The organism is Deltaproteobacteria bacterium (assembly GCA_016709225.1).
GTDB lineage: Bacteria > Myxococcota_A > Polyangia > Nannocystales > Nannocystaceae > Xiheibacterium > Xiheibacterium phototrophicum.
On the sequence record JADJEE010000001.1, the window covers coordinates 166,934 to 190,507 of the forward strand.

At 72.1% G+C, this 23,574-nt stretch carries 20 protein-coding genes; 17 read left to right on the forward strand and 3 right to left on the reverse strand.

The window, feature by feature from the left end; translation table 11 throughout:
• From rapZ to IPH07_00750, 6 genes are read left to right on the forward strand one after another with little or no spacing between them, the layout of a single operon-like run.
• Complete coding sequence (gene rapZ, locus IPH07_00725; protein ID MBK6915899.1) at nt 1–855, forward strand: RNase adapter RapZ; 855 nt, start codon at nt 1–3, stop codon at nt 853–855.
• The gene (locus IPH07_00730) at nt 852–1,301 is read left to right on the forward strand and encodes a hypothetical protein (protein MBK6915900.1); all 450 of its coding nucleotides are present in this window, start codon (nt 852–854) and stop codon (nt 1,299–1,301) included. The genes rapZ and IPH07_00730 overlap by 4 nt, the downstream gene beginning before the upstream one ends.
• A complete protein-coding gene (locus tag IPH07_00735) occupies nt 1,298–1,570 on the forward strand; it encodes an HPr family phosphocarrier protein (GenBank protein ID MBK6915901.1) in 273 nt (90 codons plus the stop codon). Before IPH07_00730 ends, IPH07_00735 begins: the two co-directional genes overlap by 4 nt.
• On the forward strand, nt 1,567–3,456 hold the full coding sequence (ptsP, locus tag IPH07_00740; GenBank protein MBK6915902.1) for a phosphoenolpyruvate--protein phosphotransferase: 1,890 nt from the start codon (nt 1,567–1,569) through the stop codon (nt 3,454–3,456). Before IPH07_00735 ends, ptsP begins: the two co-directional genes overlap by 4 nt.
• Nucleotides 3,453–4,325 carry an alpha/beta hydrolase gene (locus IPH07_00745; protein MBK6915903.1) on the forward strand — a complete coding sequence of 291 codons (873 nt, stop codon included), beginning with the start codon at nt 3,453–3,455 and terminating at the stop codon, nt 4,323–4,325. The genes ptsP and IPH07_00745 overlap by 4 nt, the downstream gene beginning before the upstream one ends.
• Nucleotides 4,322–7,393, forward strand: a complete 3,072-nt coding sequence (locus IPH07_00750; GenBank protein ID MBK6915904.1) for a PD40 domain-containing protein — start codon at nt 4,322–4,324, stop codon at nt 7,391–7,393. Before IPH07_00745 ends, IPH07_00750 begins: the two co-directional genes overlap by 4 nt.
• A gap of 117 nt (nt 7,394–7,510) precedes the next feature.
• Here IPH07_00750 and IPH07_00755 read toward each other — a convergent pair whose 3' ends face one another.
• Entirely contained in the window at nt 7,511–8,080 is a 570-nt protein-coding gene (locus IPH07_00755; GenBank protein MBK6915905.1) for a hypothetical protein, read from the reverse strand.
• A gap of 93 nt (nt 8,081–8,173) precedes the next feature.
• Here IPH07_00755 and IPH07_00760 point away from each other — a divergent pair, with 93 nt between their 5' ends.
• A complete protein-coding gene (locus IPH07_00760) occupies nt 8,174–9,178 on the forward strand; it encodes a hypothetical protein (GenBank protein ID MBK6915906.1) in 1,005 nt (334 codons plus the stop codon).
• 170 nt (nt 9,179–9,348) lie between these two features.
• Here the strand turns inward: IPH07_00760 and IPH07_00765 are convergent, their stop codons facing one another.
• Together IPH07_00765 and IPH07_00770 are read right to left on the reverse strand one after the other, a co-directional pair.
• Nucleotides 9,349–10,929 carry a hypothetical protein gene (locus tag IPH07_00765; protein ID MBK6915907.1) on the reverse strand — a complete coding sequence of 527 codons (1,581 nt, stop codon included), beginning with the start codon at nt 10,927–10,929 and terminating at the stop codon, nt 9,349–9,351.
• Complete coding sequence (locus IPH07_00770; protein ID MBK6915908.1) at nt 10,926–12,131, reverse strand: hydroxyacid dehydrogenase; 1,206 nt, start codon at nt 12,129–12,131, stop codon at nt 10,926–10,928. Before IPH07_00770 ends, IPH07_00765 begins: the two co-directional genes overlap by 4 nt.
• 86 nt (nt 12,132–12,217) lie before the next feature.
• Here IPH07_00770 and IPH07_00775 point away from each other — a divergent pair, with 86 nt between their 5' ends.
• The 10 genes from IPH07_00775 (at nt 12,218) to IPH07_00820 (ending at nt 23,557) form a co-directional block, all read left to right on the forward strand.
• Complete coding sequence (locus IPH07_00775; GenBank protein ID MBK6915909.1) at nt 12,218–14,269, forward strand: hypothetical protein; 2,052 nt, start codon at nt 12,218–12,220, stop codon at nt 14,267–14,269.
• A gap of 100 nt (nt 14,270–14,369) precedes the next feature.
• Nucleotides 14,370–14,708 (forward strand): PilZ domain-containing protein, encoded by a 339-nt coding sequence (locus IPH07_00780; protein ID MBK6915910.1) that lies wholly within the window; start codon nt 14,370–14,372, stop codon nt 14,706–14,708.
• Nucleotides 14,705–15,454 carry a hypothetical protein gene (locus tag IPH07_00785; GenBank protein ID MBK6915911.1) on the forward strand — a complete coding sequence of 250 codons (750 nt, stop codon included), beginning with the start codon at nt 14,705–14,707 and terminating at the stop codon, nt 15,452–15,454. Before IPH07_00780 ends, IPH07_00785 begins: the two co-directional genes overlap by 4 nt.
• Nucleotides 15,451–16,515 (forward strand): hypothetical protein, encoded by a 1,065-nt coding sequence (locus tag IPH07_00790; protein MBK6915912.1) that lies wholly within the window; start codon nt 15,451–15,453, stop codon nt 16,513–16,515. The genes IPH07_00785 and IPH07_00790 overlap by 4 nt, the downstream gene beginning before the upstream one ends.
• A 12-nt stretch (nt 16,516–16,527) precedes the next feature.
• Entirely contained in the window at nt 16,528–17,097 is a 570-nt protein-coding gene (rsmD, locus tag IPH07_00795; GenBank protein ID MBK6915913.1) for a 16S rRNA (guanine(966)-N(2))-methyltransferase RsmD, read from the forward strand.
• Between the two features lie 62 nt (nt 17,098–17,159).
• A complete protein-coding gene (locus tag IPH07_00800; protein MBK6915914.1) occupies nt 17,160–18,356 on the forward strand; it encodes a pyridoxal phosphate-dependent aminotransferase in 1,197 nt (398 codons plus the stop codon).
• 9 nt (nt 18,357–18,365) lie between these two features.
• Entirely contained in the window at nt 18,366–19,496 is a 1,131-nt protein-coding gene (locus IPH07_00805) for a 3-deoxy-D-arabino-heptulosonate 7-phosphate synthase (protein ID MBK6915915.1), read from the forward strand.
• On the forward strand, nt 19,493–20,419 hold the full coding sequence (locus IPH07_00810) for an alpha/beta hydrolase (protein MBK6915916.1): 927 nt from the start codon (nt 19,493–19,495) through the stop codon (nt 20,417–20,419). Before IPH07_00805 ends, IPH07_00810 begins: the two co-directional genes overlap by 4 nt.
• Before the next feature lie 85 nt (nt 20,420–20,504).
• Nucleotides 20,505–20,702, forward strand: coding sequence for a DNA gyrase inhibitor YacG (gene yacG / locus IPH07_00815; protein MBK6915917.1), 198 nt, complete (start codon nt 20,505–20,507; stop codon nt 20,700–20,702).
• Nucleotides 20,703–20,806: 104 nt separating this feature from the next.
• A complete protein-coding gene (locus IPH07_00820; protein MBK6915918.1) occupies nt 20,807–23,557 on the forward strand; it encodes a PAS domain S-box protein in 2,751 nt (916 codons plus the stop codon).
• Nucleotides 23,558–23,574: the final 17 nt, after the last annotated feature.

Here is a 23,574-nt window from a genome sequence, read left to right on the forward strand (position 1 = left end):
ATGCGGCTGTCGATCATCTCCGGGCTGTCGGGCGGCGGCAAGTCGACCGCCCTGCGCGCGCTCGAGGACCTCGGGGTCTTCTGCGTCGACAACTGCCCGATCCCGCTGCTGCCGGAGCTCGTCGAGCTGGTGCAGCGCAGCGACCCCGAGCGTGCGGTCGCGGTCTGTGTCGACGCCCGCGACACCCAGCACCTGGCCGCCTTCACCGAGATCCATGCCCGGCTCGAGCAGGCCGGCGTCGCGATCGAGGTGCTGTTCGTCGAGGCCGCCAACGAGGTGCTCGTGCGGCGCTTCGCGGAGACCCGTCGATTGCATCCCATGGGCGAGCTGCCGGCGGCGATCGATCTCGAGCGCGCCGCGCTGGCGACGATCCGCGAGCGCGCGACCACCATCGTCGACAGCAGCATGCTGGTCGGCCGAGCCCTGCGGCAGCTGGTGCGCGACCGCTACGCCGGCGGCACCGGGCTGCGCGTGGTGCTGCAGTCGTTCGCGTTCCGCCGCGGCGTGCCCAGCGAGGCTGACATGGTGTTCGACTGTCGCTTCCTCGCCAACCCCTACGAAGACCCGCAGCTGCGCGCGCTCTCGGGGCTGCACGAGCCGGTCGCGCGGTTCGTGCTCGAGCAGGCCGACGCCCGCGAGTTCCTCGGACACGTCGAGACCATGGTTCAGTTCGTGATTCCCCGAATGCGCGCCGAGGGGCGCTCGTACCTGACGGTCGCGCTCGGGTGTACTGGCGGCCAGCACCGATCGGTCGCGCTGGTCGAGGCGCTCAAGCAGCGCATCGTCGGCATGGCCGTCGACAACGAGCGCGTACGGGTGGTCGTGCGTCATCGTGACGTCGGGAGGTCGACATGAACGCGCAGGCACGAGTGGGCGTCGCGGTGGTCGGGCACGGCAACACCGCGAGCGCGATGTTGTCGGCGGCGCGCAGCATCGCGGCGCCGGGCTCGCTCGACGACGTGGTGGCGATCGACGCCGGGGTCGGCGAGAACGCGACCTTGTCGGCGGTGATGTGTACCGCCATCACGGCCGCCGATCGTGGCCGTGGCGTGGTGATTCTGGTCGATCTGCTGGGTGCGAGCCCCTGCCAGTGCGCGCAGCGGCAGGGCGAAGACCACTCGCTGGTGGTGGTGTCGGGCCTCTCGATCGCGATGTTGCTCAAGCTCAGCCACGTCGATCGCGTCGGGCTGCCGCTCGAGCGCATCGCGGAGGCCTGCGCCGAAGCGGGTCGTCGCGCCGTCGCGGTCACGCGACGCAACCGAACCGGCGAAGACGCCGAGGGAGCGGGCGAGAGCGGATGAGCGAGAAAAGAGGCGTCCTGACCATCGTGAACACCCTGGGCCTGCACGCGCGGGCGGCCAGCAAGTTCGTCGGCCTGGCCAGCAAGTTCGACGCCGAGGTGTGGATCGGCGCCGGCGATCGCGAGGTCAACGGCAAGAGCATCCTCGGCGTGCTGATGCTGGCCGCGGCCAAGGGCACCACCGTGACCCTGCGCTGCACCGGTGCCCAGGCCGATGCCGCATACGAGGCGCTGTCCGCACTGGTGGTCGAGGGCTTTGGTGAGACGTGAGCGACTCCGACAAGGACGGCGCGCGGCCGCGGCGTAGCTCCGAGGGCAGCCGGCCGATCGCCAACGCCGCGCTCGAGCAGCGCAGGGAGCTGTCGGGCACCGCAGCCAGCCCGGGGGTCGGCATCGGTCACGCGTACGTCATCGATCGTCGACACTTCCACGTGCCCCGCCGCGCGATCGCTGGCGGCGAGGCCGACGGCGAGGTCGCTCGTTTCGCGCTCGGCATCGGGCGTACCCACGCGCAGCTCGAGGCCATCAAGAATCGACTACCCCACGGCGAGCACCGGGCGATCCTCGAAGCGCAGCAGCTGATGGTGCAGGACCCCGACCTGCGCCAGCGCGTCGAGGCGCTGATCCGCGACGAGAACATCAGCGCCGAGTGGGCGGTCGACCGCGTCGCCGGCGAGATCCGCGAGACGCTCGAGCGTGCCGACGACGAGTACTTCGCGGAGCGCAGCAGCGACATCGGCTTCCTCGCCGAGCGCGTGCTGCTGCACATGAGCGATCAGGGGGACGGCGAGCTGCAGCCACCGCCGGGCAGCGTCGTCATCGCCCACGATCTCAGCCCGGCCGACACCGCGGAGCTGGCGCGCGCGCAGGTGGTGGGCATCGTCACCGGCGTCGGCGGGCAGACCTCGCACAGCGCGATCATGGCGCGCTCGCTCGAGATTCCCGCGGTGGTCGGCGTCGAGGACATCCTCGCGCACGTCCAGAGCGGCGACACCGTGGTGGTCGACGCGATCGACGGGCGCATCCTCGTGCGCCCGACCGCCGCGGAGCTCGAGAGCTGGCAGCACGTGCGCGCCCGCTACGACGTCTTCGAGGAGCGGGTGCAGCGGGAGCACGGGCTGCCGGCGATCGCCAAGGACGGCACGCATATCGTGTTGCGCGCCAACGTGGCGCTCGAGGCCGAGATCGCATCGTCGCTCTTCCACGGCGCCGAGGGCGTTGGGCTGTACCGCACCGAGTTCATCTACATGGACCGCGAGGTGCCGCCGACCGAGGACGAGCACTACCGCCACGCCAAGCAGGTGCTGCGCAGGGTCGCGCCCCATCCGGCGGTGTTCCGCACCTTCGACCTCGGCTCCGACAAGCCGACCGATCTCGTGCGCTACGGCGAACGCGAGCACAACCCCGCGATGGGCCTGCGCTCGCTGCGACTCGCGCTGCGCGAGCGCAACATGTTCATCACCCAGGTGCGTGGGCTCTTGCGGGCGGCGGTCCACGGTCCGCTGCGGATCATGCTGCCGCTGGTCAGCGGCGTCGGTGAGCTGCGGGCGGCACTGGCGGCCATCGCCGAGGCGCGCTCGCAGCTCGAGTCGGAGCGCATCGCCCACGCGCAGTCGGTGCCCATCGGCATCATGGTCGAGATGCCATCGGCGGCGCTCGTGGCCGACGTGCTCGCGCGCCACGTCGACTTCATGAGCATCGGCACCAACGATCTGATCCAGTACACCCTGGCGATCGACCGCACCAACGACGAGGTGTCGTATCTCTATCGTCCGCTGCACCCCGCGATCCTGCGGCTCATCCACAAGGTCAGCGCTGCCGGCAAGGCCGCCGGCATCAACGTCAGCCTGTGCGGCGAGATGGCTGCGGACCCGCGCTACACCTGGGTGCTGGTCGGGCTGGGCGTGCGCGAGCTGTCGATGCACCCCTCGGCGATTCCCGTGATCAAGAACATCATCCGCGGCTCGACGCTGTCCGACATGGAGGCGCTGGCGCGCGAGGTGCTCGAGGTCGAGGACGCCGAGGACGCCGAGGTGCGCGTGCTCGAGATCATGGAGCGGCGCTTCCCCGAGCACCTCCAGCACGGCGGCGGACAGCGGTTCGTCAACGAGGGGCGACCGCGTCGCGCCGCCGAAGCGCAGGAGGACGGCGGGTGAGCGGGGCCGTCGGCGCACGCGATCGCTCGCGGTTGCTGACGGTCGCGGGCGGGCAGGGGCTGCGGCTGTTCGTCTCGGACACCGGCCCCGCCGACGACCCGTTGCCGCGGCTGTGGCTGCACGAGCTGCTGCTGTGCGGGCACGAGTTCGGTGCCGTGGTCGAGCTCGCCGACGAGCGCCGCCGCGAGCTCGTGCTCGATCTGCCGGGTGCGGGCGAGAGCGATCGTCCGCCGCCGGCCGACGTCCGCGACTACGAGCTGTCGTGGCTGGCGCTGGTGGTCGCGTCGGCACTCGACGCGATGGCGGTGCCGCGGGTCGAGCTGGTCGGGCACGGTGTCGGTGCCCTGGTCGGCATGGCGCTGGCAGTGCTGCGCCCCGACGCGGTCGTGCGGCTGGTCGCGATCACGCCGCCGTTCGGCGAGCTCGCGCTGGCCCACGAGCGCCGACTCGCGGCGTTGCCCGGCATCGGCGAGGTCGCGTTCGTGCGCGGCTACCGAGCGGCGGATCTGCGCCGCACCCTCACGAGCTGGCGCAGTGGCGCTGCCACGCTCGACGAGCTGGCCGCGTCGGTCTACTGGGATCGGCTCGGTCGCGACGGCGGCCTCGCGGCCGCGCGGGCGATGCTGCTGCAGCTATCGCGCGTGCCGGCGCTCGCGGGGGCCTTTGCAGCTGTGCCGACGCCCACGCTGCTGGTCGGCGCGCAGCACGACGTCGCGCTCGTGCCAGGCGATCCGACGCGCTGGCACGAGGCGCTGCCGCGGGCCCAGCGGTGCGAGCTCGCCTGCGGCCACGCGGTGCCCGAGCAGTGCCCGCGCGAGCTGTTGGCGGCGATCGATGCCTTCGCCGGAAGCACGGCGGAGGCGCGGTGAGGCGCGGCCGCCTGCGGTCGCGCCCGGCCACGGCGCTGGCGCTGTTGGTGCTGTGGGTCCTGCTGGCGTGGCCGGGCTCGGCGCGCGCCGGCAACCCCGACCTGCGCTGGCGAACCATCGAGACCGAGCACTTCTTCGTGCACTACTACGCCGGCCAGGAAGAGGCCGCCGATCGCGTGGCGATGGTGGCCGAGAAGGCCTACGGCGAGCTCTCCCTGGGGTGGTCGCACGACGTCTTCCTCAAGATCCACGTCACCTTGGTGGACGATCAGGACACCGCCAACGGCAGCGCCAACGTGGTGCCGTATCCCCGCATCAACGCGTTCACCACTGCGCCCGAGGCCCAGTCGCCGCTCGAGGCCTACGACGACTGGCTCGACATCCTCATCACCCACGAGCTCACCCACGTGGTGCACCTCGACACCGTGCACGGGCTCTCGCGGCTGGCGAACGCGCTGCTCGGCTTCGGCGTGCTGGGCAAGATCACCTCGCCCAACGTCGTGCAGCCGCGGTGGATGGTCGAGGGCGTGGCGGTGGTCGAGGAGTCGCGGCTGTCGAGTCAGGGGCGCCGTCGCTCGGCGCACTTCGACGCGTTCATGCGCATGGCGGTGCTCGAGCGGCAGTTCCAGGCGCTCGATCAGGTCTCCAGCGTCGCGCGCATCTTCCCGCACGGCAACAGCGTGTACCTCTACGGCTCGCACTTCATGGGCTACATCGCGGCGCACTACGGCCACGACAAGCTCGGCGAGCTCAGCCACATGTACGCGCGGCAGGTGGTGCCGTTCGGCATCAACCGCGCGGTGATGAAGGTGCTCGGGGTCGACTTCCAGACCCTGTGGCAGGAGTTCAAGCAGGACACCACCGAGCGCTTCGAGGCCGAGGCCCGGCGCATCCGCCATCGCGGCCTGCGGCAGGGCCGACGATTGACGTTCTCGGGTGAGGCGACCCGCTACCCCGTGTGGTCACCCGACGACGACTGGATCTACTTCTACAAGGCCGACGGCCACCGCGAGGAGGGCCTCAAGCGCATTGCGTCCACCGGCGGTCGCATCCGTGACGGCGTCGGCATCGGGCGGCAGGGCGTCGATCTCGATGTCGAGCATGTGCTCGACATCGAGAGCACCGGCGAGTCGTCGTTCGTCGGTCACACCGGCGACATCATCTTCGAGCAGACCGCGGCGTTCGAGTTCCGCTACCGCTGGAGCGACCTCTACCGCTACAACGGCGGCGACCCCAAGGACGCCGAGCAGCTGACCTTCGGGCTGCGGGCCTCCGAGCCGCACGTGTCCGCCGACGGCCGCACGGTGGTGTTCCGCCGCAACGATGTCGCGCAGAGCCGTCTGGGCTTCCTCGACCTGGCCTCGGGCGACGTCACCGAGCTGCCGGCGGTGTCGAAGATCTCGCAGGTGTTCACCCCGCGCTTCTCCCCTGACGGCCGCACGGTCGCGTACTCGGGCTGGCGCGAGGGCGGCTACCGCGACATCTATCTCTACGATCGCGACCGCGACGAGACCACGCGCATCACCGCCGACCGCCACATGGACCTGTCGCCGACGTGGTCGCCCGACGGGCGCTACGTGGTGTTCTCCAGCGATCGCGACGCAGTGTTCAACCTCTACGCCTACGAGGTCGCGAGCGGCGAGCTGTTCCAGGTCAGCAACGTGCTCGGCGCGGCGTTCGAGCCCTCGATCAGCAACGACGGCAGCAAGGTCGCGTACGTCGGCTACTCGACCTACGGCTACGACCTGTGGCTGATGCCGTTCGACCGCGCGAAGTGGCTGCCGGTGCCGCCTTCGACCTCGTGGCTCCCGCCCGCCGACGATCCCAAGACGCCGTTGCCGGGCGCGGGCGGCCGACCGCCGTCGGCGAGCAGCAAGCGCTACAGCCCCATCAAGACCATGTACCCCCGCGTGCTGGCGCTCGGGGCCCTCGACGTCATCACCGGCTCCCAGGGCTCGGCGCTGGGTTTCGGCACCACGGTGGCGGACGCCGCGGGCCTGCACGCGCTGGCCGGCAACTTCAACTACATCGCAGATGCCCGCGTCGCGACGGGTGCGGTGAGCTACGAGACCTCGCGGTTGTTCCCGACCCTGCGGGCCTCGTTCAGTCGCTCGTACTCGCAGCGCCGGAGCTTCGCTCGCTACCTCTACGACAACGGGCCCGACCGCGCGGGCAACTACCAGGTCACGGGATACCGCGAGCGCGCCACGCGACTCGCGGTCGGCATGGGCGTGCCGATCCTGAGGCAGGCGCGACACAGTGCCGACGCCTCGGTCGGCTACGCGTTCACACGCGTGCGCAACCTCGACGCCGGACAGACGCCGATCGATCCCAACGCGCCCGCGACCTCGCTGCCGCAGGTCGGTGACTTTGCGGTGGTGTCGATGGGCGTCAGCTACTCGAACGAGTTCGATGGCCGCAACCGCTTCGCCTTCGGGGCCGAGCGGGGGCGCTCCGCCAGCATCGACGTCAGCGTGCTCGATCGACGCATCGGCGGTGACTACTCCGACCTGCAGGGCGAGTTCGCCTACCGCGAGTCGATTCCGATGCCGTGGCGGGGCCACCAGTCGCTGGTGTTGACCCTGCGTGGCGGCGCATCGGCGGGCGGCATCCCGGGTCGCGGAGCGTTCTGCGTCGGTGACTACAACTACGGCACCGACATCATCATGTCGCTGCTCTCGCGGTTGCCCACCACCGCGGGCGCGTGCCGGCTGCTGCGCGGCTACGCGGGGCCGAACAACCCGCAGAAGCGCGACACCATCGCGGGTCGCTACTATGGGATTGCGTCGCTGGCGTATCGCTTGCCGATCTACGATGCCGATCGCGGGCTCGGCACGGTGCCGCTGTTCTTCCAGCGCGTCGGTGCGCTGCCGTTCGTCGACTGGGGCGGGGCCTGGTCGGGTGCGCTCGGCCTCAAGGACCTGCTGGTTGCCGCCGGCGCCACGATGCTGTTCACGTTCCGACTCGGCTACGGCGAGACCGTGACCCTGGGCCTGCAGTACGCCCACGGTTTCGATCGCGAGCTCGGCACCGACAGCTTCCGCGCGGTGATCGCGGGCTCGTTCTAGCGGGCGGGGCGAGGTGGCCCCGCCGCGGCCGTACGGCGGCCTGGGGCACGATGTTCGCTTTGTGAGCTATCCCTGTAAGGCCCCGGCGCCGGCGGCGTTGGCCCTTGGATGGTGGTCTCAGAACGCGAAGCCGAGGTCGAGGGCAGCGCGGACGAACGCGCCGCTGCGGGTCGCCGGGCAGGCGGCCGCGTAGGTGCAGATTGCCGGGTCGTTGCGCACCGGCCTGCCCCAGCGCAGGCCGACCTGTGCGCCCACGAAGAAGGTCTTCCCGAAGCGCCAGCGCAGGCCGGCCGAGAGTCCCGGCACGATCGCCACCCGGCGGAACAACGGCTGTGCCGCGAGCACCGATTGCGCGACGCCCAGCGATGCCTCGGCGAAAAATCCGCGGAAGGTCCGCGGCACCCACACCGCCACGGCGAGCGTCTCCGTCAGCCCCTGCAGGTGTGCGTAGCCGTTGCGGGGGATGGCGTACTCGAAGCGCGCGCCGACCGTGACCAGGCGATGGACCGCGCGCTCGTAGCCGACGCCGGCGGCGAAGTTCGGCGCGTTGACGATGCCCGAGAGGGTCACGGCGTTCTTGGGCTCGACGCCGCCGGTGCGAACCCCTCCGAGGGTCGAGCGTGGGCGTGTCGCCTCGACGGGCGCAGCTGCGGCCGCCAGCGCGAGCACCATGCACGTCGTCCACACGTCGGTCCAACGCGAGCGCTGCTGGCGGGCTTTCACATCGCGCTTGCATTCGGCTGCAATGCGCTACCCGACATCCGCTACGAGACCGAGCGCATGCGGATCGCGACGGCGTTCGACGAGCCCGTCTGCGAGGGCACGCTGGCAGCCTTCGACGAACACGTCGACGCCGTCGAGAAGGAACTCGGGCGCCCACGCAACGATGATCCGATCGTGGTCTACTGGCTCGACGACGTCACCGAGCACTGCGGCGAGAACCGCACCGGCTGCTTCTTCCCCGGCACGCGGGTGCTGTTCTCGACCGGCCGCAGCATCACCCACGAGGTCGTGCATGCGGTGCTCGACTCGACCTCGCACACCTACTTCGTCGAAGAGGGACTCGCCGAGATCTACTCCGGCGACGACGTGTGGCACCGCCCCGATCCCGAGCACGGGCGGCCGATCGACAACCTCCACCTGAGCAAGGAGGCCTATCGCGCGGGCAAGCTCGACTACTCCGGGGCCGCCCACTTCATGCGATACGTGCACGATCGCAAGGGCGCGTTCGGCATGCGTGCGCTCGCCAAGGACGTCGCCGAGGGCGGCTCCACCAGCGCGCTCGAGGCGACGTTGGTGGGCCTGTTCGACCAGAGCGTCGACGAGATCCAGCGCGACTACTTCCAGCGCGCGCGGGTGTACTACCCCGGCTTCGCGGCGGCAGAGGTCGAGCGCGCCGAGGCGCTGTGGGCGGGGGTCGAGGTGCGGCTGCGCTGCGGCGACGACGGCACCCGCGGCCCGCTGGGCGAGCACGGTGGCCTCTACACGGTGCGCGCCTTCGAGGCGGAGCTCGACGGTGTCTCGCACATCGAGGTCAGCGGCGACGCGGGTGGCTGGGTGCGTTTCATGCGGCCGGCCGCAGGCCACGGCTTCGTGACCAACTGGACCATGCCGATCGAGGACATCGATCCGCAGGCGTTCGAGCTGCGCGCGGGCGAGTCGATCGATCGACGGCTCGGTCGTGGTGAGTGGCTGGCGATCTTCGGCGCCGACTCGGATCACACCGACGTGGGCTTCACGCTGCGCACGCAGCAGCCCGCCGGTCCCGCCCAGGAAGGCTCCTAATACATACTAGTACCTCGACACAGCGATAGTGACGGGCCATAACACCGCCCTGACCGCGCCTCGCTGCGTTGCCGCACCTTGAAATACGCCCGGTATTCCGGCGGCACGGCGCCTTGCGGAGTCGCGGCCATGACGGCGTTCTGACCCATCACCATCGCTGTGTCGAGGTACTAGCCGCCCGGCGGTGCGTCGACGTCGTGGGCGAGGCGCACGGTCGCGCGAACCAACGCATCGACGAGCTCGGGCTCGGCACCAATCGCACCGGGCACCAGCTCGATGACGGCATCGGGGTGCGCGGCGCGGGCGGTCGCGACCAGGTTGGGCACGTCGCGCTTGACGTGTCCGCCGCCGGGCGAGAGGAACGCCGCGATCACACGCACGTGTCGGTGACCTTCGGCGTGCAGACCCGCGATCGCCTCCGCCACACGCGGCGTGAGGTGGTCGAGGAACGCCAGCCGCACGAGCAGGCCGGGGGCGCGCTCGCGCAGCTGCGCGACGGTGCGATCGAGTGGCAGCCGCCAGTCGGGGTCGGGGCTGCCGTGGGCGACCAGCACGATCGCGGGCGGCGGTGGGGTTGCGAGGCCCAGCACGCACAGCAGCTCCGCGGCTTCGCGGGGCGGCACGAAGTGGGCGAGCTCGCGGCGGAGCTCGTAGTCGCGACGCAACCCCTCGAACGCCGCAACGCGTTGGCGCAGCGGCATGCCGAAGGTCGCGCGCAGCGAAGCGTCGGCGCGCTCGATGGGGTTGCACGCGCGCAGCACCGCGGTGCGACGCGCGAGTGCGGTTGGGCCGTCGGGCGCGTCGATCGGCTGGGGTGCGCCGAGCACCTCGTCGCCGCGCCAGTGGCTGCGGGTGCCGAGGTGCTGCGCGAGCGCGTCGGCGATCATCGATGTGCCCGCGACCTTGCCCTCGACGGTGTAGCCGGCGACATGCGGGGTCGCGAGCCGGACGGCGTCGTGATCGGCCAGCGCGAGATCGATGGCGGGCTCGCCCGACCACACGTCGAGCACGGCCTGCCCGCGACTGGCGTCGAGCCAGCGCAGCAGTGCCTGCTCGTCGACGACGCCTCCGCGGCTGGTGTTGAGCACGCAGGCGCCCTGGGGAAGCCGCCGTAGCACCTCGTCGCCGACCAAGCCGACGGTGGGGTGATCGCCGTCGGCGACCAGCGGCACGTGCAGCGTCACCGCGCGCGCGCCGGTGGTGGCCTCGGCCAGGCTCAGCAGCGGCTCCTCGCGGGCCAGGCGGGTCAGTGGATCGTCGCCGGCCAGCGGTGCACGGGCACGGGCCACCGCCAGCGGCGGATCGCTGACGCGCACCTCGACCCCGAGTGCGCGCAGGCGGTGCACGACGCGACGCCCGACCTGGCCCAGCCCGATCACGGCGATGGGGCCGCGCAACAGCTCGCGGTCGCGCTCGAGCGCCAGCAGGTGCAGCGCACACGACACGTACTGCGCGACCGCGGTGGCGTTGCAGCCGGCCGCGCTCGCGACCGTGATGCCGGCCGCCGTGAGACCCGCGACATCGAGGTGATCGACGCCAGCGGTCGCGGTGCCGACGAAGCGCACCGGGGTCCCCGCCACCAGGGCTGCGTCGACGCGCGTGATGGTGCGGACCACCAGCGCATCGGCCTCGCGCAGGCTGGCGCGGTCGATCGCCCGACCGGGCCGCAAGGTCAGCTCGCCGAGGGCCCCGAGCGCCTCGCGGGCCCACGGGATCGCGTCGTCGGCGACGATGCGGGGACGAGCGCTCACGGCATCGCGCGCAGGTCGACCGCCAGCACGTCGGGTTGTGCGCGCAGCCGCTCGAGCAACGCTGCGCTGGGTTGGTTCTCGAGCGCAATCGTGGCGCACGCGGTCTCGCTGCCCTGGAACACGACGTTGCTCATCTCCTGCACGTTGAGCTGCTCCTCGCGCAGGCCGCCGAGGATGCCCGCGAGCACGCCGACGCGATCGCGGTGGCGCACCACGACGGTGTAGTGCGCGGCGCGATCACGCTCGAGGTTGACCGCCGCGCGCACGTTGCCGGTGCGCAGGTAGTCGTCGATGATGCGCACGACCTCTTCGGCGGTCGCGAGCTCGGCCTGCGCCGTCGATGCGCCGATGTGCGGTGTCGCGTAGAGGCCCGCGAGCTCGCGCACCGGCGACGCGAAGGTCGCCTCGCTGCCGGCGGGCTCGTCCTCGAACACGTCGAGCGCGGCGCGGATGCGACCCGAACGCACGGCCTCGGCCAGCGCGGTGTCGTCGACCACGCCGCCCCGCGCGGTGTGGATCAGGATGGCGCCGTCCTTGAGCATCGCCAGCTCGCGGCCACCGATGAGGTGGTGGGTGTGCTTGCCGTAGGGGACGTGCACGCTGATGACGTCGCAGCTGCGCAGCAGCGCGTGGAGATCGGCGGCACGCGTGACCTCGAGGAGGGTCGCGGTGCCGTCGTCGAGCCCGGGATCGAAGACCTCGACGTGCATGCCGAACGCCTGGGCCCGGGCCGCGACCTCGCGACCGATGTGGCCGAAGCCGACCAGGCCGAAGCGCCGACCGTGCAGGCCGCCGCCCTGGCCGAACCGCTTCTTGTTCCACGAGCCGCGCCGCATCTCGAGCACAGCGTCGACGAGGCTGCGATCGAGCGCGAGTACGAGGCCGAGCGTCAGCTCGGCCACCGCGATCGCGTTCTTGCCGGGGCAGTTGGTGACGAACACGCCGTGGAGGTTGGCGGCGGCGACGTCGATGGTGTTCACACCGGCGCCGGCGCGCACCACCAGGCCCAGGCGCGGCGCCGCGGTGAAGCACTCCGCGGCAACCTTGGTCGAGCGCACCACGAGGACCTCGGCCTCCGTCTCGACCAACGCCGCCGGCAGTCCCGCGGCATCGAGGCCGGGCTTGTCGATGACCTCGATGCCGAGCGCCGCGATGGCTCGCACACCGGCCGCAGGGAGCTTGTCCGCGATGAGCACGCGCATGTTGCATCGATAGCACGGCCGCCGGCGCGGCCACCACCACGGGCCCGCGCGCGGTGCTGGCGAGCGGTTCCACGGTTTTGGTATGCATGCAGGTGGTGCGCATGCCCGCGGTGAACCTGGTGCGGCGCGCGATCGCGGCCGCGATCGTGCTGGTGCTCGCGGCCTGCGATCGCGCCGATGTGAAGCAGGACGGCGCGGGGCAGGGCGCCGCCGCGCCCGCGCCCGACGGCGAAGCCCGCGTCGAGGCCAGCTCGCCGGTGGCCCGTGACGCCGCGGCGGCTGCGGCCGCACCGCGCGGGCCTGCGCCGCCACCGACGGCCGCCGAGGCCGGAAGCTGTCCGACACGCGCCGCTGCCGACGTCGGCCTGATGGTCTCGCCCGAGCATCCCGTGGTCGGTGAACCGCTCACGATCGTCGCGGCAACCCTCGACGGCGAGGCCGCGCTGGCGCTGCGCATCGACGGCGCGGGCGATCCCGGCGCCGACGTGCAGGTGAGCGCGGGCGTGCCGGCGATCACCATCGCCCGCGTCGCGGCGGCGCCAGCCGGCGTGCTGGAGGTGGTGGTCGGGCGGGGTGGCACGGGTCTGGTGTGCACGCGCGTCGAGCCGCGCGCGCGCGCGCGCGTCCGCGTGCGCGAGGCCAGCGTGGCGGGTGTCTGGCCGGTGACGCGCGCGTGGGACGGTGCCGAGGAGGCGTTGTTCTCGGCGTGGGTGCGCACGCTCTTCCACGCGCCGCGCGGCGAGGAGCTGGCCCGCACCGCGCTGCACGAGCTGACCGCCGATGGCAGGCGCAACCTGCTGCACGATCACCTCGGGTGGAACGAAGACGCCGCCGACACCAAGGTCGGCATGTTCCTGCGGCCCGACTGCGCCGACACGCCGTACTTCCTGCGGGCCTACTACGCGTGGAAGCGCGGGCTGCCGTTCGGCTTCCGCGGCTGCTCCCGCGGGGCCCCCGGCAAGGCCCCGCGCTGCGGCAAGCTGCGCACGGTCGTCGGTCCGCCCGAGAACGCCAGCGACGGCAGCAAGCCCGGCGAACTCGGCGTGGTGCAGAAGTACTTCCGACGCACGCTCGCGTGGGGCGTACACACCGGCAACGGACGCACGGCCTTCGGCGACGACGACACCGACTTCTACCCCGTGGCGCTGACCCGTCGCGGACTGCGGCCCGGCGTCATCTATGCCGATCCCTACGGCCACGTGTTCGTGGTGGTGGAGCTGGTCGATCCGTCGGGCGACGATCCCGGCATCCTCTACGCGATCGACGGGCAGCCCGACGGCAGCATCACGCGCAAGCGCTTCTGGGAGGGCAACTTCCTGTGGAACGCCGACCCCGGCCTGGGCGGCAGCGGCTTCAAGGCGTTTCGCCCGCTCGCGCAGGTCACCCGTGGCGGCGCGAGCGAGATCATCGCCATCGACGACGCCGAGCTGGCGTCGCGACCAGGCTACGGCGACGTGAGCGACGAGCAGCGCACGCTCGAGGCGAACGCATTCTACGATCGCATGGACGCGTTGGTGACCCCGGGGCCCCGCGACGCCGCGCGGGCGCTCGACGAGGCCATGCTGGCCTTGCTCGAGGCCGCGCGGGTGCGCGTGACCTCCGTCGACAACGGCGAGGCGCACTTCGCCGGCGGCGGCGGGGTCATCGCCATGCCCGCGGGCCACGCGATCTTCGAGACCACCGGCGCGTGGGAGAACTTCGCGACTCCGGCCCGCGACCTGCGGCTGCTCATCGCGATCGATCTCGTGCTCGGTTTCGGCGACAAGGTTCGCCGCAACGCGGCCGCGTTCGCCCGCGACGGTCAGGACATGGACGCGCTGGTCGCCGCGCTCGAGCGCCAGCGCGACGCCAAGGCGGCCGATGGATCGCTCGCGTTCGAGTACACGCGCAGCGACGGCTCACGCCAGCGATTGACGCTCGCGCAGCTGATCGAGCGGCGCGCGGCGTTCGAGATGGCCTACAACCCCAACGAGTGCCCAGAGCTGCGCTGGGGCGCGGCGGCCGGCAGCGCCGAGGCGCGCACGTGCAAGCGGCGCGTGCCCGCGGAGCAGGCCCGCAAGATGAAGGCATACCGGGTGTGGTTCGCAGAGCGGCGTCGACCCGCGCGCGGCGATCCGGGCCCGGCGCTGCCGCCCTGAAGGCGTGGCGGTCCGCTCGCGCCCACGGCCCTTCGCCGCGGGCAACACGTTCGCGTTGACGGGCGGCGAGGGCTGCCGACACACTCGCGCTCACCACGTCATGACGCCCGTCGAACAGCGCCGAACGGAGAGGATCGCGACCACGCTCGCGATCCTCGTGACCCGCGACGGCGTCGAGCATCGCGGCAGCACCATCAACCTCAGCCTCGGCGGTGCGCTCGTGCGCGTGCAGCTGACACCGCCGCCGCACGTCGGCCAGCGCGTGCGCGTCGCGTTGACGGTGCCCACCCACGCCGCGCCGCTGGTCGCCGATGCCGAGGTGCGTTGGATCGGGCCGCTGGGCGAGTATGGTCTGCAGTTCGTGACGGGCTTTCGCGCGCGCGAGACCTGGGCGCTGGGGCAGTGGCTCGAGCGCGTGCGCAAGGGCGGCCAGGGATGATCGCGACCGTGCGCGCGGTCGCCTGCGTGACCGCGTGGCTGCAGCTGTCACCCGCTGCGGCGGCGCCCGGCGAGTCGCGTCGCTACGATGCCGGCGAGTCGGCGCCGTGGCGCGGCGAGGCGCCGAGCCCCGAGGTCGTGGCGCCAGCGCCAGCGCCGGTGGCGGACGACGGCGCGCCGGTCGTGGACGTTGCGACCGAGTCCCCGGCCGCGCCGTCGGTGCCGCCACCCACGCCGGTCGAGCGCGATGACAGCCGCATCGCCGTCGCCATCGGCCTCGCTCCGCAGGCGCCGGGATCGGCCGCGGAACGCGACCTGCTCGATCGGCTGGATCGCAGCACCCGCGTCAGCGTCGACCCGCGCACGCAGGTGCGACGACTGCGTCCGGGGGCGGGCGATGGTCGAACCATCTGTGGTGATCACAGGGACGACCTCGTGGTGCTCATCGGTTACGTGCCGGACCGACCCGAGCCGGTGGTGCTGGCCCACGACTGTCGCCTCGATCTGCCGTTGGGCGTGCGTGCAGCGGCCGCGGTCGACGAAGTCGGGCTCGTGGCCGCGTTGTGGGAGGAGCATGCGCAGGCGCAGCGCCAGGGCGCGAAAGAGCGCCGCGTGCGTCGCCTGCCACCCAAGGCCCGCGTGGCGATCGCCGCCGGCGTGACCTTGGTCGTGGTCGGGGTCGCGATCGGTCTGCTGGTCGCCAACGCCTTGCGCAAGGACCAGGTCGTGCTCAAGGTTTCGCCATGAGTTCGGCGTCGTCGGCCCGTCGGGGTGTGCATGCGCGAGCCCGACGAGGCCAGGGCACGGATGCCCGCGGGTGGTCGTCGCGCTCGCCGCTGTCGTGGTTGTCGTCGTGGCTGGTGGCCGTGGTCGCGGCGCTGCTGCTGTTCATCGCCGCCGGCGCCTCGACGGCGCTCGCGAGCACCGGACGCCCCGAGGGCTTCGCGGTCGAGCGCGCGTCGTCGCAGATCGTCATCGGTCGCGCGGTGCTGCAGTACGAGCCTGCGCTCGAGGACGACGCGCTCGCGCTCGCGCGCTCGATCCCCGCGTGGTGGTCCGAGGTGGAGGTCCCGCTGGCGCGCGACGTCGACGACACCGTGCGGATCGTGTTCGTCGATCACGCCGGCCGCGTCGCGGAGGCCACCGGCATGCCCCACTGGGTCGCCGGCGTGGCGCGCCCCGAGAGCGGCGAGATCGTCATCGCGCGGCACGGCCCCGACGGCAGCCCCACCGACCTCGAGCGCCTGCTCAAGCACGAGATGGCCCACGTCGTGCTGCACCGCGCGACGGCGGGCGCCGAGCTGCCGCGGTGGTTCCACGAGGGCGTCGCCGAGAGCCTCACCGGCGGCATCAGCCTCGCCCGCGCGCAGACCTTGGCGGGGGCGGTGTTCGGTCCTGGCGTGCCGGATCTCGAGCGCCTCGAGGCGCAGTTCCACGGCAACGACGCCCCCGACGCCAGCGTGGCGTATGCCGCCGCGCGCGACCTGGTCGAGTTCATGCGTGCGCGCGACCCCGACGGCGCGACCCTGCGGCAGCTCTTCACGCAGCTGCGTCAGGGCCACGGCTTCGAGGCCGCGGTGACGCGCTCGTTCGGCGTGCCGATGCGGGAGCTGGTGGGCGTGTGGCGCGACGGCTTGCCCGGCCGCTTCATGTGGTACCCGATGGTCGCCGGCGGTGGCGTGCCGTTCTTCTTGCTGCTGCCGCTGGTCGCGGTCGCGTGGGTGCGCCGGCGTCGGCTGGTGCGCGCGGGCTGGGCCCGGCTCGAGCAGGAAGACGCCCTCGATCGCGCGGCCTTCGGCCTGGCATGATGCCGGTGCGCCATGCAACGCGTCGTCGCTGGATCCCTGCGCGGGCGCAAGCTCATGACGGTGCCGACCGGGGTGCCGGGCCTGCGTCCGACCGCCTCGCGGGTGCGTGAGGCGATCTTCGATCGCATCGGCGCGGAGGTCGAGGGCACGCGCGTGCTCGATCTCTACGGTGGGTCGGGGGCGCTGTCGATCGAGGCGCTCAGCCGAGGTGCTCGCTTCGCGACGCTCTGCGAGCTCGACGAGCGCGTGGGACGACACCTGCGCGCGCAGCTCGACGCGCTCGCGCTCGGCGACCGCAGCGAGGTGATCCGCGTGGACGCCGAGCGCTGGCTCGCGCGCGGGCCACAGCGGGAGCCCTACGATCTGGTGTTCGTCGATCCGCCGTTTGCGTCACCGCACGTGTTCGCGCCCGTGCTCGCGTCGCTGGTGCAGTGGCGGTGGTTGGCCGAGCGGGCACTGGTGGTCTGCGAGCGTGAGCGCGTGCGTGGGGCCGCACCCGCGTTCGCGCTGCCCGAGGGGGTCGTGCCCGAGACCGTCAAGATCTACGGGCAGGTGCAGGTCGAGTACCTGCGCGCGCCTTGACGGCGATCCGCGCTCGCGGTGCCCCAAACCCGGACGTGCGGCTGCTACCATCGTCGGCAGCCGTGGAAGACTCGATTTCGCAGCGGGCCGCGTCGATCCAACCGTCCGCGACATTCGCGATGGCGGCCCGCGCGGCCGCGCTGCGGGCGGCCGGCCGCGAGGTGTTCGACTTCTCCGCCGGTGAGCCGGACTTTCGTCCCCCCACCGCGGTGCGCGAGGCCTGTGCCCGCTTCGTACGCGAGCACGCGGTCGGTTACACGCCGGTTGCGGGCATGCCGTCGCTGCGCGAGGCCATCGCGCGCGAGCTCTCGGGCGTGCACGGGGTCGCGTTCGGGCCCGAGCGCGTGCTGGTGTCGTGCGGGGCCAAGCACAGCATCGCGAACTTCTTGCAGGCGGTGCTCGAGCCCGGCGACGAGGTCGTGGTGCCGACGCCCGCGTGGGTCAGCTATCCGGAGATGGTGCGGCTGGCCGGTGGCGTGACGCGCATGGTCGCGGCCACGGCCGACGACGGCTGGCGGCTCGGCGCCGACGCGCTCGCCAGCGCGATCGGTCCCCGCACGCGGGTCGTGATCCTCAACAGCCCCGGCAATCCCACCGGCTGCGGCTACCCGGCGGCGGCCGTGCGGGCACTGGGCGAGGTGGTCGCGCGGCTGGCCCCGCGGGCGTGGATCCTCGCCGACGACATCTACCGCCGGCTCAGCTACGACGGCTTCGAGCACGCCAGCGTCGTGCGCACGCTCGACCGCGTGCACGAGCGCATCGCCATCGTCGACGGGGTCTCGAAGACCTACGCGATGACCGGCTTCCGCATCGGCTACCTGGTCGCGAGCGAGCCGGTCGTGCTGGGCGCGACCCGCATCCAGGGACAGACCACCTCGGGGGCTGCGACGCCCTCGCAGCACGCGGCCCTGGCGGCGCTCACCGACGCCAGCGTGGACGACGAGGTCGCGGCGATGCATGTCGCGTTCACGCGCCGACGCGCGACCATGCTGGCCGCGCTCGGGCAGGTGCCGGGGCTGCGGATGCATCCCCCCGACGGCGCCTTCTACGTGTGGATCGACGTGGGCGAGGTGCTCGCCCGCGGTGGCTTCGAGGACGACGCCGCGCTCGCGCGGTGGCTGCTCGAGGAGCACGGTGTCGCCTGCGTGCCGGGCGGCGCGTTCTTCGGCCCCGGCCACATCCGACTCAGCTACGCCACCGCCGACGACGTGATCGTCGGCGGCTGTGCCCGCCTGCGCGACGCACTCGCGCGCCGATGAGGATTCGCGATGATCATCGAGTTCGAGAACGGCCGACAGGCGACCGTCGATCAGATCCGTGACCTCGCGTCGCGCTTCGGTCTCGCCATCGAGATCACCCAGCGTGCCGGGGTCTACAGCACCATCCACGTGATCGGTGACACCCGCGAGTTCGCCACCCGCGAGGGCTACCTGCGCGACCTCCCCGGCGTGCGCGCGACCTGGCGCGTGACATCGGACTTCAAGAACATCGCGCGTGTCGTCAGCGGTGCCGACGGCAATGCCTTTCGCCGCGAGCGTCGGGTCGTCGAGGTCATGGGCCAGGACGGGCGCCCTCGGCGGTTCGGCGCCGGTCGGCACATCTTCGTGGTCGGACCCGACTCGCCGCAGACGCTCGAGCAGACCCTCGCGATCGCACGGGCAGTGCAGGCCGTGGGCGAGCGCTACGGCGTGCTCGACCGCATGATGCTGCGCGGCGGCGCGTTCAAGCCCCGCACGCGGCCGACCGACTGGCGCGGCCTGGGCATGAAGGGCATTGCGATGCTCGACCGCGCCCGCGAGGAGACCGGCATCCCCTACGTGACCGAGGTGATGGACCTCAACCTCGTGCCCGAGATCGGCGAGCACGCCGACATGCTGCAGGTCGGCACCCGCAACGCGCAGAACTTCGACCTGCTGGAGGCGGTCGGGCGCTTCGGCAAGCCGGTCATCCTCAAGCGCGGCTTCGGCAACGAGGTCACCGAGTGGTTCCACGCCGCCGAGTACATCGCCAACCAGGGCGACCTCGACATCGTGCTGTGCGAGCGCGGGGTCAAGACGCTGTTCACCAAGGGCGGCTACTGCCGCAACCAGCCCGACCTGAACGCGCTGAGCTTCGCGCGCCGGCAGACCATCTTGCCGATCATCTTCGACCCCAGCCACGTCACCGGCGACCACCGACTGGTGCCCGAGAACGTGATGGCCGCGTGTGCGCACCTCGCCGACGGCACCATCACCGAGAGCCTCCACGACGAGAGCTTCCGCCGCGAGCAGCTGTGCGATGCCGGGCAGGCGATCTTGATGGATCACTACGCGCAAGTGGTCGAGGCCGTGCTCGCGTTCGAGGAGCACGTGGCGCCGAAGCTGGTGGCGCTGCTCGATGCGTTCGAGCAGCGCGGATGACCGACCCGCAGTGGCCCGCGCCGCTGCGGCCCGCCTGCGGCCCGGCGGTGCCGTCGGCGACCACGCCACTGGTGCTGCCGGCTGCGACCGAGCACTGGGTGCTGCCGGAGCTGCACGCGGCCGCGGCCGGACAGGGGCCGATCGTGCTGGCGATCCCCGGGCTCGGGTGCGGCCCGCGATCGCTGGCGCCGGTCGTGACCGCGCTGGCGCGCGAGGCCCGGGTGGTGGTGGTGACGCTGGCCGGCTTCGGCGGCCTGGCGCCGATCGAGGGGCCGCTGCTGCCGCGCTTCTGTGCCGGGCTGCGCAGCTTGGTGGAGCAGCACTTGCGTGGGCCGGTGACGGTGCTCGGTCACAGCCTGGGTGGTTGGCTGGCGCTGGCGCTGGCGACCCAGCGGCTGCCGGCGTTGCGCGCCGCGATCGTGCTCGACGCGCTGCCCGCGGTCGCGGCCTTGCTCGGCGACGCCGCGGTGCCCGATGCCGCGAGCGCAGCGGCGGACCTGCAGCGGATCGCGGCGCGGCAGCGCGCGGAGCATCGGGGGCTCGACGGGGCGGGGCACCGGCGGGCCTGTCGGTCGCGGCTCGGCGCCGGCATCTCGTCGCTGGCCTTGGTCGACGCGCTGCTCGACGAGGCCTCCGCGTCCGACCCCGACGCGGTTGCCGACGCGATGGCGGAGATCCTGCTGGCGGATCTGCGCCCTGCGTGCAGGGCCATCACCGCGCCGGTGTCGTGCCTCGCCGCGGCGCAGAGCTGGCGCGATCCCGCCGCGCGCGCGCGGGCACGGGCGCACTACGTCGCGCAGTACGCCGCGATCCCGGGGGCAACGCTCGAGTGGCTCGAGCATGCGCGGCACTTCGTCGCGCTCGACGATCCCGCGCGAGTCGTGGCGCACGTCCGTGCGGTGCTCCGGGCGGTCGAACGCTAGCGTCGCCACCGGTCGGATGCGCTTGCGCGGCAGCTGCGACCGTGCGAAGAGAACCGACGTGGACCGCCGGGACGAACCCGCCACCATGCGCATCCGTTGCCCGACCTGTCGGCGCGAGGACGAGGTGCCGCGCGAGTTCCGTTGGCGGCCGTTCTGTTCGCGGCGCTGCAAGATCATCGACCTGGGCAACTGGCTCGACGAGGTCTATCGCATCGCGACCCCGGTGGATCCCGAGTCCGACGAGACCGCGGGCGCCCTCGCGCCAGACGACAGCGCGAACTGATCGCGCGCGAAGTGTCCGCGTTCGGTCCTGCGTGACGTTGCAGCCACGCAGCAGGTGCGCCGCGGGTTCAAGGGCCGCCGCGCCACGGGCGATGAACCCGGGGCATGCGTGCAGCGCTGGCACCGGCGAATGAGGCCGCTCGACTCGAGGCGCTGGCCGAGTACGACGTGCTCGACTCGCCCGCCGAGGCCGCCTTCGATGCGGTGACGGAGCTCGCCGCGGCGCTCGTGGGCACGCCCGTGGCGTTGATCTCGCTCGTCGATGCCAATCGGCAGTGGTTCAAGTCGCGATACGGGATCGAAGTGCGCGAGATCCCGCGCGACATCTCGTTCTGCGGGCACGTGGTTGCGGACGGCGTGGCGCTGGTCGTCGATGACGCGGCCCAGGACCTGCGCTTCCACGACAATCCGCTCGTCGTCGGTGAGCCCCACGTGCGCTTCTATGCCGGGATGCCGATCGTGGACGAGGCGGGCCAGGTGCTGGGCACGCTGTGCGCCGTCGATCGATGCCCCCGCGAGATCACCCCGGCGCAACTTCGTGGCCTCGAGCTGCTCGCCAAGCAGGTCACGGCGTTGCTCGAGCTCCGCCGCGAGCGGCGGCGGCTGGCGGAGGATCGACAAAGCCTGCGGGTGCAATCCAGCCTGGTCGAGCTGAGCCTCGACCTGCACGGCCTCGCCGACGGCGAGCTGCGACTGCAGCACCTCAACCCCGCCTGGGCCCGCGTCACCGGGTGGTTGCCGTCGGAGCTCGAGGGTCGAGCGCTGCTGGAGTTCGTACACCCCGACGATCTCGCGGCGACGGTCGCGGAGGCGCGCCGCATCGCCGACCAGCTCCGTCCGAGCATCGAGTTCGAGCACCGCTTCCGTCACCGCGAGGGGCACTACGTGTGGCTGTCGGGGACGGTGCTTTCGGATGGCCAGACCTACTACGCGGTCGGGCGCGACAGCACCGCGCGTCGCGAGCAGCAGGAGCTGCTGCGCGCCGCAGAGCGTCGCGCTCGCGTGAGCGAGGCGCGGCTGCGGGCGGTGTTCGAGGCGATGGCCGAAGGTGTGCTGCACCAAGACGCCGCTGGCGTCATCGTCGACTGCAACGACGCCGCGTGTCAGGTGCTCGGTCTGACCCGCGAGCAGCTGATGGGGCGCACGTCGTCGGATCCCCGCTGGCACACGGTCGACGGGCAGGGGGCGCCGTTCCCCAGCGAGCTGCGTCCCTCGATGGTGGCGCTGCGCAGCGGCGAGCCGTTGCGCGACGTCGCCATGGGGGTCGCGCAGCCCGACGGCGAGCTGCGCTGGCTCAGCATCAATGCCGAGCCGTTGCTGTCGGACGGCGTGGCCGTCAGCGTGGTGACGACCTTTCGCGACGTCACCGCGCAGCGCAACATGGCGAACGCACTCGCGCGCGAGCGCGGGTGGCTGACGACGCTGCTCGACAACCTGCCGGGTACCACCGTTGGCCTCTTCGATGATGCGCTGCAGCTCAGTCATACCTTCGGCTCGAGTCGCACCGTGCCGTTGCCGTCGCGGGTGGATGGCGTTGCGGTCGAGCACGACGCCCCGATCCTGCGCGACGCGGCCATGCGTTGCCTGGCCGGGGAGCACGTGCGGGTGATGACCCGCGCCGACGAGCGTCAGATCGACATCGCGTTCGTGCCGCTGCCGGAACACGACGGCCGGCAGGGCCTGATGTTGGCGCGTGATGTCACCGAGCGCGAGGCCCTTCGCGATCACATCGCGCGGCAGGAGCGGCTCGTGAGTGTCGCGAACCTGGCCGCGGGCGTCGGGCACCAGATCAACAACCCGCTGCAGTCGGTGAACACCAACCTCGACTTCGCGGCCGAGGAGCTGCGGCGGCTGGCACTGTCGCTGCCGGAATCGCGGGTGATCGAGATCGTCGAGGCCCTCGACCAGGCGCGCCGCGGCAGCGAGCGGATCCGTACGATCGTCCGGGGCCTGCGCACCATCACGCAGGAGCGCGGCGCCGGATGCCAGGCCGACCTCACCGGCGCAATCGAGTTCGCGACCAACTTGGCGCAGCACGCGTTGCGCGAGGTCGCCACGCTCGAGCTCGATCTCGGCGCGTTGCCGCCCGTGGTGGGTGACGAGGCTCGGATCGCGCAGGTGCTCTCGAACCTGCTGCTCAACGCGGCGGAGTCGTTCGACGCCGCCGATCGCGAACGCAATCGTGTCCGTGTCCGCGCGATCGTGGACGCGGGGCACGTCTCGTTGTGCATCGAGGACAACGGCCGCGGCATCGCGCCCGATGCACTGGCACGCATCTTCGATCCGTTCTTCACGACCAAGGCCCCGGCCGATGGGCCTGGGCTCGGCCTGACGATCGCCCACAGCGCGGTGCGTGCCATGGGCGGGAGCCTGACCTGCGAGAGCATCGTCGGGCGCGGTTCGACCTTCACCGTCCGGCTGCGGGTGGGGCAGGCACCACCTCGGGGCGATGCCGAGCTGCCCACGCCAGCCGCCCACGTCGTCGTGATCGACGGCGAGCCCGCGGTGCTGCAATCGTTGCAACGGACCCTGCGTCGGGACTACGTCGTCGACGCGTTCTTGGACGCCCGCGAGGCGCTCGCGCACCTGCTCGACCCCAGCGCGCGTCCAGTGGCGGTGCTCTGCGATCTCGCGATGCCCCAGGTCGATGGCGAGCGGTTGTTCCGCATGCTCTCGGAGCAGCGGCCCGATCTCGCCGCACGCTTCGTCTGCACCAGCGGCGACGTCCGTCAGATCGAGCGCCCGCACGCGTTCCCGCGCGATGTCCCATGGCTCGAGAAGCCGTTCGCAGTCGCCGAGCTCCGCGCCGTGGTCGAGCGCCTGCGAGGACGCTCCCCGCTGGTGCTCGCGTCGTGAGGCGCGAGCGTCGTCGC

Coding starts and splice junctions, on each gene's coding strand:
- IPH07_00760 (MBK6915906.1), top strand. CDS start 8,174: ATGCGGATCGCGACGGCGTTCGACGAGCCCGTCTGCGAGGGCACGCTG.
- IPH07_00775 (MBK6915909.1), top strand. CDS start 12,218: ATGCAGGTGGTGCGCATGCCCGCGGTGAACCTGGTGCGGCGCGCGATC.
- IPH07_00790 (MBK6915912.1), top strand. CDS start 15,451: ATGAGTTCGGCGTCGTCGGCCCGTCGGGGTGTGCATGCGCGAGCCCGA.
- IPH07_00770 (MBK6915908.1), bottom strand. CDS start 12,131: ATGCGCGTGCTCATCGCGGACAAGCTCCCTGCGGCCGGTGTGCGAGCC.
- IPH07_00810 (MBK6915916.1), top strand. CDS start 19,493: ATGACCGACCCGCAGTGGCCCGCGCCGCTGCGGCCCGCCTGCGGCCCG.
- IPH07_00735 (MBK6915901.1), top strand. CDS start 1,298: ATGAGCGAGAAAAGAGGCGTCCTGACCATCGTGAACACCCTGGGCCTG.
- rsmD (MBK6915913.1), top strand. CDS start 16,528: ATGCAACGCGTCGTCGCTGGATCCCTGCGCGGGCGCAAGCTCATGACG.
- rapZ (MBK6915899.1), top strand. CDS start 1: ATGCGGCTGTCGATCATCTCCGGGCTGTCGGGCGGCGGCAAGTCGACC.
- yacG (MBK6915917.1), top strand. CDS start 20,505: ATGCGCATCCGTTGCCCGACCTGTCGGCGCGAGGACGAGGTGCCGCGC.
- IPH07_00805 (MBK6915915.1), top strand. CDS start 18,366: ATGATCATCGAGTTCGAGAACGGCCGACAGGCGACCGTCGATCAGATC.
- IPH07_00730 (MBK6915900.1), top strand. CDS start 852: ATGAACGCGCAGGCACGAGTGGGCGTCGCGGTGGTCGGGCACGGCAAC.
- IPH07_00785 (MBK6915911.1), top strand. CDS start 14,705: ATGATCGCGACCGTGCGCGCGGTCGCCTGCGTGACCGCGTGGCTGCAG.
- IPH07_00820 (MBK6915918.1), top strand. CDS start 20,807: ATGCGTGCAGCGCTGGCACCGGCGAATGAGGCCGCTCGACTCGAGGCG.
- IPH07_00780 (MBK6915910.1), top strand. CDS start 14,370: ATGACGCCCGTCGAACAGCGCCGAACGGAGAGGATCGCGACCACGCTC.